Annotated in this window: 8 protein-coding genes; 3 read left to right on the top strand and 5 right to left on the bottom strand. The window is 46.5% G+C overall.

The window, feature by feature from the left end; all coding sequences use genetic code 11:
- Positions 1 to 31 precede the first annotated feature (31 nt).
- Positions 32 to 844 (top strand): AraC family transcriptional regulator, encoded by an 813-nt coding sequence (locus NL930_RS03450; RefSeq protein ID WP_254377382.1) that lies wholly within the window; start codon positions 32 to 34, stop codon positions 842 to 844.
- A 45-nt stretch (positions 845 to 889) separates the two neighbouring features.
- Positions 890 to 1,519, top strand: a complete 630-nt coding sequence (locus NL930_RS03445; RefSeq protein ID WP_254377383.1) for a LysE family translocator — start codon at positions 890 to 892, stop codon at positions 1,517 to 1,519.
- A gap of 24 nt (positions 1,520 to 1,543) precedes the next feature.
- Here the strand turns inward: NL930_RS03445 and NL930_RS03440 are convergent, their stop codons facing one another.
- The 4 genes from NL930_RS03440 to NL930_RS03425 are packed head-to-tail and all read right to left on the bottom strand — an operon-like array spanning position 1,544 to position 6,013.
- The gene (locus tag NL930_RS03440; protein ID WP_039674167.1) at positions 1,544 to 2,764 is read right to left on the bottom strand and encodes an ABC transporter permease; all 1,221 of its coding nucleotides are present in this window, start codon (positions 2,762 to 2,764) and stop codon (positions 1,544 to 1,546) included.
- The gene (locus NL930_RS03435) at positions 2,761 to 3,471 is read right to left on the bottom strand and encodes an ABC transporter ATP-binding protein (protein WP_039674168.1); all 711 of its coding nucleotides are present in this window, start codon (positions 3,469 to 3,471) and stop codon (positions 2,761 to 2,763) included. The genes NL930_RS03440 and NL930_RS03435 overlap by 4 nt, the downstream gene beginning before the upstream one ends.
- A complete protein-coding gene (locus NL930_RS03430) occupies positions 3,471 to 4,661 on the bottom strand; it encodes an efflux RND transporter periplasmic adaptor subunit (protein ID WP_254377384.1) in 1,191 nt (396 codons plus the stop codon). Before NL930_RS03430 ends, NL930_RS03435 begins: the two co-directional genes overlap by 1 nt.
- A complete protein-coding gene (locus NL930_RS03425; protein ID WP_254377385.1) occupies positions 4,658 to 6,013 on the bottom strand; it encodes a TolC family protein in 1,356 nt (451 codons plus the stop codon). Before NL930_RS03425 ends, NL930_RS03430 begins: the two co-directional genes overlap by 4 nt.
- A 352-nt stretch (positions 6,014 to 6,365) precedes the next feature.
- Between NL930_RS03425 and NL930_RS03420 the strand changes: the two genes are divergently transcribed.
- Positions 6,366 to 8,618 carry a TonB-dependent receptor gene (locus NL930_RS03420; RefSeq protein ID WP_254377386.1) on the top strand — a complete coding sequence of 751 codons (2,253 nt, stop codon included), beginning with the start codon at positions 6,366 to 6,368 and terminating at the stop codon, positions 8,616 to 8,618.
- A gap of 65 nt (positions 8,619 to 8,683) precedes the next feature.
- Here the strand turns inward: NL930_RS03420 and NL930_RS03415 are convergent, their stop codons facing one another.
- Positions 8,684 to 11,167, bottom strand: a complete 2,484-nt coding sequence (locus NL930_RS03415) for an RND family transporter (RefSeq protein ID WP_254377387.1) — start codon at positions 11,165 to 11,167, stop codon at positions 8,684 to 8,686.
- Positions 11,168 to 11,246: the final 79 nt, after the last annotated feature.

The following is an 11,246-nucleotide window of genomic DNA, read 5'->3' as shown; positions in this document are numbered from 1 at the left end:
TTCATTTGGATTATTATATTACAATACTTTTATGAATAATCCTACCCAAACCCTCACCGTGCATTATGCAACAGCGCCTTTTTTCCAAATACGCCAAACGCTGCATAGCGACCGAGCTTACGAATCCCATGCTCACTCAAGCCTCTCGATCGGCTACATGTTAGAAGGAAAAACCCGCTTTAGGCTTCCGCAAGGAGCGTTTTTACTGCAAAAAGGAGCCCTTGCGCTGATCGAACCGCATACGCAACATGCGTGCAATCCGCTAGAGCATACTCGACGTAGCTACGTAATGGTCTACTTTGACGCCGCATTTTGCCTCAAAATCCAATCCGAACTTTTCGGCCCAACCCAAACCCTACTTCCGCTTCGCACACCCTTAGTGTTTCATCAACGCTTATGCGAAACGTTTGAACATCTGATAGCTTCGCTCCTAAAGAGCTATTCGGCACTTCATGTACGTGCGCTCGAAGGATGGCTTAAAGAGTTTTTATGGCTTTACAGCGAACCTGATTCGCCGCAAAAGGTACCCTCTTCCATGCGTGAAATTGCCCGCTTTTTGGAAAGTCGCATCGACGAGCCTTTAAGCCTTTCAAGCCTCGCGCAACGTTTCGGGTACAACCCTTTTGTTCTGTTGCGTCGTTTCAAAGCCTCTTACGGTTGTACGCCCAAGCACTACGGACTCGATCAACGTATCGAACACGCCAAAGAGTTGTTGCAAAAAGGCGTTTCGATCGCGATGTGCGCGCAATACTGCGGCTTTAGCGATCAAAGCCATTTTCACCGCTTTTTCAAACGCCGTACCGCACTGACGCCCAAAGAGTATCAGGTCAATTTCGTACAATAATATTTGACGGGTTTTTTTTATACTTACATGTAAAAAAGGAACCCTATGTTCGAACCGCAATTTTTTACCCTCACCTCTCTTTATTTTTTAGCACTTCTCAGTCCGGGACAAGACTTTTTTCTCATCGTCAAACACGCTTTAGCGCACGGGTATCGCAAAGCGTGGTGGAGTTGCTTGGGTATCGCCTCCGGCAATGCTTTTTACATCGCACTTGCCTATATCGGGCATGAATTTTTAAGCACGTACCCGACGCTACTTCGCTTCGTCGAAACGGGCGGTGCTATTTTTTTAGGCTACCTTGGATGCCTCTTACTGTTCGCGCCCGCACCCGCACTCGATCGCGAAACGCGCTTCAACGTCACAATGGCTTTCAAACTTTTTGTCCAAGGAGTCTTGTCGGCACTGCTCAATCCCAAAAATATTCTCTTTTATTTCTCGTTGCTTTTTACGATTATCAAGCCCGAAACGTCTTTACATGTCAAGCTTTTTTACGCGGTATGGATGACGGCGATGTTAGTGGCGTGGGACATGAGCGTTGCGGTATTTTTCGCCCATGCCAAGCAGTCTCGCTTCTTTGCGTACCTGCATATTGTGCAAAAAATCATCGGAGCGGTGCTAATCGCTTTTAGCGTTTGGCACCTTTACCGAGATTTCGTTGCTTTCACGATAGGGTAAATATTTTTGTAGATTTGCAAACCGCTATTGATAGCGCAACGCCTCGATCGGCTCTAAATTCGCCGCTTTTCGCGCGGGATAAAATCCAAAAAAGACGCCCACGCAGGTTGCCACCAAAAAGGAGATGACGATCGAGCTTTGCGTAATCACGACGCTGATAGGGAAAAAGGCACCCACCCCGTACGCTCCGCCGATTCCGACGCACACGCCGATCAAACACCCGATAATGGAGATCATCAAGGCTTCAAGCAAAAATTGAAGCAAAATATTGCGCTGTTTGGCTCCAATTGCGATACGAATACCGATCTCGCGCGTTCGCTCCGTCACGGAAACCAGCATAATGTTCATAATGCCGATACCGCCGACCAGCAACGAAATTGAAGCGATCGCCGCCAACATCAACGACATCGCTTTGGTCGTCTCTGCGGCGGTATTGGCAAGTGCGGTTAAGTTGCGAATCGTAAAATCGTCCTCGGCGTTAGGTCGCAATTTATGATTTTCGCGCAACAAGACTTGCATCTCCTCTTCGGCTTTATCCATCACGCTCTCCGAAACCGCTTCCACCATAATAAAACGCACAACGCCTTTAAACTGACTTCCGAATAACTTGGTTTGCGCCGTCGTAATCGGAACCATCACCGTATCGTCTTGGTCGCGCCCGTCCAAACTCTGTCCTTTGGGAGCAAGCACGCCCAAAACGATATACGGACTGTTTTTGATACGAATCGTTTTCCCGACGGGATTTTCGTCGCCGAACAGATTGGTCGCGACGGTTTTACCGAGTACCGCGACACGCGTCGCACTTCTGACGTCCGAGTCGGAAAAGACGCTTCCCTCTTCGCTCGGCCAATCCCGTACCTCGAAAAACGCCGGCGTCGTTCCGGAAACTTGCGTATTCCAGTTGGAAGACTGATACACCAGCTGCGCCGTACCCGGAACGACCGGAGCGGCGGCTTTAATACCGGAAAGCTCCTCGATCGCACTTGCGTCGTTCATCTTCAAGGTTTGAACCCCGCCGCTTCCGATACGAACGCCTCCGGATGTCATCGAACCTGCCAAAACGATAAACAAGTTGCTTCCCATCGACGCAATCGACTCTTTGACTTTTGCTTGCGTTCCGGCTCCGATGGAAGACATCAAAATAACCGCCCCTACGCCGATGACCATACCGAGCATCGTCAAAAACGTCCGCAAACGGTTGGCACTCATCGCACTCCATGCCTCTTGCAACATCATAAAAATCATACGAGACTCGCTTGAAAATGTTCGGTCAATCCGTCGTGTTGAATGCGTCCGTCGACAAAATTGACCAAACGCTTGGAATACGCGGCAATATCCGGTTCGTGCGTAACCAAAACGATCGTAATTTTTTCTTGATCGTTGAGTTTGCAAAACAGATCCATAATCTCTTGACTGGTTTTCGTATCCAGATTTCCCGTCGGCTCATCCGCTAAAATCAATTTTGGACGATTGATCAGTGCGCGTGCAATAGCGACGCGTTGCTGTTGACCGCCTGAAATCTGATTGGGAAGATAGGTCGCGTACGCTTCGAGCCCCACGCTTTTGAGCACTTCAAGTGCGCGTACTTTGCGCTCTTTAGCACCAATACCGGCGTACACTAAAGGCAAAGCGACGTTATCGATCAAATTTTTACGTGCTAAGAGGTTAAAGCCTTGAAACACAAAACCGATGACATGATTGCGAAGCGACGCAAGTGCATCTTTATCCAAGGTCGTCGTATCCGTTTCGTTAAGAAAATAGTTTCCCGAGGTCGCCTTATCCAAACACCCCAAAATATTCATAAACGTCGATTTCCCCGAACCGGAAGGTCCCATAATCGCCACAAATTCGCCGCTTTGAATCGTAATATCGACACCTTTTAGCACACAGACTTCGCCAGCATCGGTATGATAATTTTTCGTTAACGCTTCGATACGAATGACTTCAGCCATTAAAACGGCCTTCCCATCGGCGGTGTTGCGACCTTTTTTGCCGAAGCGTCTTTGACCTCTTCCACGATAATTTGATCGCCTGCGTGAAGCTCATCGCTAATAATCTCGCTCAAACGATTATCCGTAATGCCGACTTTAACCTCGATAGGCTTCGGTAAACCGTTTTCTAACATGTACACCGTCGAAGTCTTTTTCTCTTTTTTATCTTTATGTTGCGTTAAAGCCGTTCCTTTAGCATCCGTGCCGATCGGTTTGGGTTTAAGGCTCGTCGGTTTATAGCGTAACGCCGCGTTGGGAACCAAAAGAGCGTTTTGACGTTGTGCCAATACGACGTTCACGTATGCCGTCATACCGGGTGCTAAAATTTCTTCGGGATTTTCAACGGTCACGACGACGTCGTAGGTCACGACGTTAGAGGTTGTCGTCGCATTAAGGCGTACTTGCTTGACCGTACCTTGAAAGATGCGATCGGGAAAAGCATCGACCGAAAAATTGACGCTTTGACCTTCTTTAATCCGCCCGATGTCCGCTTCGGCAAAGCTGGAGTCGATTTGCATTTGCCTTAAATCTTGAGCAATTTTAAAAAGCGTCGGAGCTTGTAAGCTTGCCGCAACGGTTTGCCCGACATCGATTTGACGGTCGATCACGACACCCGAAACCGGCGATTTAATGACGGTATACGCTAAATTCGTCGCATCTTTTTGGCGTTGCGCCGTGGCTAAATCCACGGCGGCACGTGCGGCCTTTTGCGCTTGGATCGAGCCATCGAGTTCTTGTTTGGAGATATACGCCTGTGCGAACAATTCACGCATGCGTTTTAAGTTGGCATTGGCAAGTTCTAAGGAAGCTTGCGCACTTTTTAAATTCGCATCGCTTTGCGCCAATTGCGCCTCAAACAGTGCCGGATCCAATTCGGCAAGGACTTGCCCCTCTTTAACGCGATCGTTGAAATCGGCATATAAACGAATGATTTTCCCCGAGACTTGCGATCCTACCGTAACGAGAACCAAAGGGTTAAGCGTGCCGTTGGCAGAGACCGTTTGCGTCAAATCACCTTGCGTAATCGTTTGAAACTTGTATTTCGCTTCTACGGGAATATCGTGAAAGCGTTGCCACCACATGTAAGCACCGATCGTTACTCCGATGAGAAGGAGAAAAAACGTCCATCGGTTCCAGAGGTATTTTTTCATTCGTTTTCTCCTTTAATCGCTGACAAATTTAAGACGCCGATCGCTTTGGCAAGCGTTGCTTTTTCGATATACCAATTGTACAAAGCCTGAATGTACTCTTGCTTGGCATTGGCAAGCGCACTTTGAGCACTCAAAAGATCCAAAATGGAACCCACACCCGCTTTGTAACGCCCTAACGCTACGTTGTGCGAGGCTTCGGCACTGATGAGCGTATCTTGACTTGCTTGAATCGTTTGCGTCTCGCTTACAAGCGTTTGATAGGTTTGATAAACGTTCAAAGCAACGTCTTGGCGTGTTTTTTCGTATTGCGCTTTACTCAAAAGCAATTGCTCTTTCGCGGCTTGGACTTTATATTTGGTAGCGTATCCCGTAAAAATAGGAATCGTAACGTACAGCCCGATCGTCGATACGCGTGAATCTTGATCGCTGATTTTTGAATCGGTATGTCCGATCGAAGAGCTGAGTGAAAAATAAGGCTTCCCGTCGGCTTTAGCGGCTTTAACGTCGGCTTCCTTGGCTTTAATCGTTGCCTCGGCGGCTAAAAGATCGGGGTGTTTTATTTGTGCTTCGTCCATCATAGTATGGACGTTTTTCTCAAAATCGTGCGTCGGAGGATTCATAGAGGGTTCAAACAACGCGACGCTCGTATCGGGAGCAAACCCTAAAACCGATGCCAATGTTCCCTGCGCGCTTCGAAGGTTGCCTTCGGCTTTAATACGCGTCAATACCGCTTGCGAATACGCCGTTTTTGCCTGCAACATATCCGCTTGGGTTGCCGTTCCGACGCGAAGTCGGACTTCGGAGGCACTCAAACTCTCTTTGGCATAACGTTCCGCTTCGACGGCCGCGTTCAAAGAAGCTTTAGAACCGAAAAGCGAATAATAGGCCTGCAACGCTTCTAAAAAAACCGCCTGAACGGTACCGTCGTTTGAGGCGGCGGCGGCATTTAAAAGCTGCCTTGCGCTTTGCTCGTTAGCATCGCGTTTTCCAAAGTCGTATAGTAAATACGAAAGTTCCAACGCCGCTTTATCGACGCGACCCGAAGAGTATTTCTCGGAACTTTCGGTTTGAGCACTCGAACCCGTCGCATCGATCGTCGGTAAAAACGAGGCTTTGGCTTGTCCGACAAGTGCGGCTTGGTACAAAAGCGACTGCCATGCAATTTGCGTTTGCGGATTGCGACACAACGCTAGATTGACGATGTCTTCAAGGGATAACGTCCGCTTGGTATCGACATTTTCACACGAAAGCACGGAAGAAGGAGGAAGTAATTTGTGAGTTTCAAAAGGATCGTTATCGCTTGCATACGCTAAGCTTACGACAAGTATGAATCCCCATCCATATAAACGCATCGGCACATCCCATACACGAATTCAATTTACGTAATTATAGCCATTGAAATGTTAATGCATTGTTTACGAAACGATTTTATCGCATCAAGCAGGCACGGAATCTTTCTTGCATTATCAGGCATTGATCGTATGGTACGTTTACAAGTTTAAGGACATCTTAACGAAAGGAATTTTACTATACCGTTATATTATTATTAATATAGAGTAAAATAAACCTTCTTTTCTGAACGTCTCGGGTATCCACGCTTTTAAACATTCACCCTTTACGTGCGCAACATCAAAAGAGGCGATCAACCATGATTCGATTGTTATGCGTTATATATAAAAATACATAAGTTGGGGGTTCTTTGTAATGAAAAAACAGGTACAAGCAGCATTCGTGCTGAGCCTTGTCGCCGCATGTACGCTTCACGGAGAAGATTCGTACACGCTAGGAGAAGTCGTCGCGACGGGAAAGACGGGAAGTGCTACGGCATTTGAAACGCAAAGTAAAGAGAATATCAATTCTCAGGGTTACAATAAAGACGCCATCGAGCTTTACAGCGGACCGATCGGTATGTCCTCACTCAAAGTCGTCGGTATGTCGCCCTCAGTCGATTATCAACCAGCAGAAGTCTTCGGATCGAACGAGACATCGTTCCATGATCCTTTACGTATCCGCGGTAAAAGCCAATCGGGTCCCGGCGGCGTTTACATGTTAGAATCGCTTCCAATCAGCGGAAATCCTGGCGGCGGGAAAACGATGTTCGATCTGGAAAATATCGCATGGATCGATTTGTACAAAGGCTACATGCCCGCCGATAAAAGTCTTGGTTTTTCAAACCTCATCGGAAAAGTCGATATGATCGTCGAGCGACCGAAAAAAGAGATGGAAACGACGGTCTCCCAAACGGTGGGTTCGGATAACGCTTTACGCACCTTCTTACGTTTCGATACGGGTCAAATGGGTGACGTTTCGGCTTTTGGATCGGTTTCTAAAACCACGGGCGACAAATGGAAAGGCGAAGGCGATCTGGATCGAACCAATGTTATGTTGGGTATGACCTATACGCCAAACGACAATTTCAAAAGCGAGCTCTTTTTCGTTCATAGCGAAGACGATCACCATAACTACTATAGTCTTTCTTACGCTGAAGCAAAAAATCTTGACATGTACTCTAAAAAAGATTGGAATACCGCATATCCGACAACGAAAAATGCGAACTATTACGATTGGAACCGACAATCTTTCACCGATGATGTCGTAACCGCCAACTTCGAATACCGCTTTGCCAACGACTCTGTTTTAAGCTTCAAACCGTATTATTCAAAAGATAAAGGCGAATATTGGTTTACCAATACTCCGACAAGCCCTACAACCTCACCCGTTACGCAATGGCTAATCGATCACGAACGTTACGGAGCGGTTTTAGCGTACGAAATACCGATTATCGAAGAGATGGCGATGAAAATCGGTTACTGGTACGGGAAACAAGACTTACCAGGACCACCGACGAGTCGTAGAGTCTACGGCGTAACATCAACGGGAGCACTCAAATACAACGGCTGGGGAATGCTAGCTGAAGAGTCTTCTCACAAATTTAGCTCACCGTTTGTACAACTAAGCGGCGATATTAACGACTTTAGTTACGCTTTCGGGTTGCGTTACCTTGACTTCACCTTGGCAAAAATCAACAGCCATAGTGCCAATGCAACCGGTTCGACGATCAGCTCCGATTACGATACCGCTTTAGGACAAATTCCGCTTGATCCGTGGTCGAGCGTTGCTTCAAAAAATTTTACCGAATGGCTACCGAGTGCGTATTTAGGCTATAAACTCACGCCTAATACCGAAATCTATTTTGATTACGGCAGAAGCTACGGATACGACGTAAACCTCTTCCCTTCGTATATCTCCGGACGCGCGACGTATGTCGGGAAACACGTTACGCTTCAACAATTATGGGATAAACAAGAGTTAGAGATCTCGGATAACTTCGACATCGGGCTTAAGTATAAAGTAGGCGACATCGTCTTGGCACCAAATCTTTTTTATACCAAAGTTTCCGGTAAACAAGCCATCGTTTACGACACGCAATACGGCGTCAAATACCCGACCAATAACATCGATGCTGCCAGCTACGGTGCCGAGTTTGCGATTAGCGGTGCGTTGAGCGAACATTTCGACTTCTTGGCAAGTGCGTTTTACAATCGTTACTACTATACCGACGAGTTCCAAACAACGGCAACCGCTACGACGTCTATTAAAAACAATCAAGTTCCCGACGCTCCGATGCACGGACTTAAAGGTTCAATGACGTATAAAATCGGAAGTTGGAAATTTACGCCGATCGTTCGCTACACGGCAAGCAGATACGGAACGGTCGATCATACGGAAGAGATTCCCTCTTTTACGACGGTCGATTTCAACGTCGATTACAAATTACCTAAAATACAAGGGTTTAAAGAGGGTAACGTACAGTTAAATCTGGTCAATCTTTTGGACAGAGAATACATTGCGTCCATTATTACCCCGGACAATGCTCTTTCTGCCGACGGTGTAACCACCTCTTACTTAACAGGTGCGCCTTTCGGTGCTTACGTAAGCGTTACGCTTAAATTCTAAAACGCGTTCACTTTGCCTTACAAAAGTCATGATGTTGAGGCAAAGTGTTCTCAAAAATGCGTAAGCTACTTCTTGAGCTTAGGCTTGCCGAACGGTTTGAAAAAGAGAACCAAAAACGGCGAGAAAAGTAAATCCGAGACGATGGCAACCAATAAAACAAGTACCGTCAAAAGACCGAAAATCAGCGTCGGAATGAAGTTGGACGTAACCAAAACCAAAAATCCGATAATCGTCGCCAACGAGTAGTAAAACATACCGAAGGCTATCGTACCGTGCGCACGATGCATCGAAGCGACATAATCGCCATCACGCGCAAGTTCTTCTCTAAAGCGGTAATAGTAATGAATAGTATTGTCCACCGTAATACCCAAGGCGATCGAGGCGATCGTAATGCTCATCATATCCAAAGGAATATCGAAAATTCCCATAATGCCGAAAATAACACTTACGGGAACCATATTGACGATCATCGCAACCGTCGCGATTTTAAACGAGCGAAATAAAAATAAAAACATACCGCCCAAAGAGAGCAGTGCAAAGCCTAAGGTTGAAATTTGCGAGCTGAAAAGCGATTGAAGCATATTGTTGTACAGCACCATCATACCGACCAGTTTATAATTCTCGACCTCCAAACCGACTTTCGTATGCAACTCGGTTTGAATACGCTTTAAAAGTTCGTTACGATGCAAATTCGGATTGGAGTCCACGACGCGAATCACGAAGCGCGCTTCGTTATGTTCGATATTGACAAAAGGCGAAATCAGCAATCGTTTGTCTTTTTCGGGAAGTTGGTTGTACAAAAGTGCCAACTCTACGCCGTCAAAATCCTTTCCGTCCTTTAAAATACGTCCGACTTTAGAGAGTGTCCCTAAAGAGGAAACATGCCCGACTTCGGGCAGTGAGAGCAAATAGTCGTGTACTTTTAAAATCGTCTCCATTTTCTGCGCGGTAAACCAATACTGCGCTTTGTCGTCCATAGCGTTAAATTCGGCTTCAAAACTATCCATCGGCGTTGCCGCACTCGAATTTGACGTCGTCTCTTCTGCCGTTTTCGGGAATTTTATGACCACTTCAAGCGGTGTCGTTCCGCCTAAATTATTGTCGATTTTATCCATACCTTTATAAATTTCGGTACCTTTTTTAAAATAGTTGATAAAACTATTTTCTACGACAAGATGCGTAACGCCGTATCCGCTAAAGACAAAAAGCCCGATCACGACGGTAATAATGATTTTTCCGTGATGCTCGACGATACGGGCAAACGTTTGGTTGAGCGTAAAGAGATGATCGAAAGTCAATACCGGAGGCTCTTTTTTGAGCAACATCATCATCGCCGGAAAAAGCAAATACGCGGCGATCAACGAAACGGTCACGCCGATATTCATCATATTTCCCAAATCGATGATCGGTAAAATATCACATGTCATTAACGAACCGAACCCCGCAACGGACGTTAAAATAACGAATACGGAAGGAACGCTCATCCGACCCAACGTAATTTCGAGCAATTCTTGTTGCGAAGCGTTCGGATAAAGCGCGTACTCTTCGCGGTAACACACAATCAAGTGAATGACCAAGGAAAGCGTGGTAATCAGCTGCATCGCGACGTAATTCGAAGAGATGACGGTCACTTCCAAACCCAAAAGTGCGTTAATTCCCGTCGTTACGACAACGGCGACGAACGATACGACGATGGGAAGCACGACAAAGCGCATCTGCCTAAAGATGACCCAAAGCACCAAAAGCATAATGACCAAGATAGCCCCGCCGTAGATAGCGATGTCGTCTTTAACGAAATGAATCATATCGTCCGCGATCATCATGACGCCGCCTAAAAAGAGTTCACCCGTCGGCTGATAAGGCTTGAGCGCCTCTCGAACGTTAACGATCAGTTGGTGCGTGGACTCGCGCGAACTGTCGCGGTACGCCTTAAACTCGGCTTTGACGGACTCGAACGCTCGGGTTTCTTCCGCAGTTAAAGCGCGTTCTTGCGAAAGCATCAACCATTCGTTACGCTTACCCAAAAGCTCCGTATACCGCGCGTCGTCTTTGAGATTGACCACTACGGCCGTTGTTTTAAAATCACGGCTTACAAGATTAGCGGCATACAAAGGGCTCGTCGTCAGCTCTTCTTGAACCATACTTTTATTGATGTCGGAAGTAGCGATCGTTCGTACGTTGGAGACGACGTCTTGAACTTTTTGCGGCGGACTTTGCAATAAGGGAACGTCAAGAAGCGACGTGACACTTTCAACGCCTTCAATTTGGAGCAAATCGTTTTTAAGACTTTGAATCGTCTTAAGGGTTGCATCGTCTAGCAAATACGCTTTCGGGCTAAACGAAATAACAAGATAATCGGGACTAATATAGCGTCCGTGAACTTCCCGCGTTAACTTTAAATCTTGATCGTTTTCCAAAAGCAACGTCTCGGCCGAAGCGTCGATACTTAAATCGCGGGCATAATAGCCGAAAATGCCCGTTAAAATTGCTAATGCAAGCAAAACGACTTTAAAATGCGTCGTAATAAAATGAATGTACAGTTTGATCATATTATGAACTCTCGTTTCTAAATCGTGACATGTAAGATAATTGGGCTTCAAAAGAGGCGAAAATGGTGACGAGCCCTGT

This window comes from Sulfurospirillum sp. hDNRA2 (assembly GCF_024206095.2).
Classification (GTDB): Bacteria; Campylobacterota; Campylobacteria; order Campylobacterales; family Sulfurospirillaceae; genus Sulfurospirillum.
Note: the sequence above shows the minus strand (reverse complement) of the source record. Positions and strands in the feature narration are given on the sequence as shown.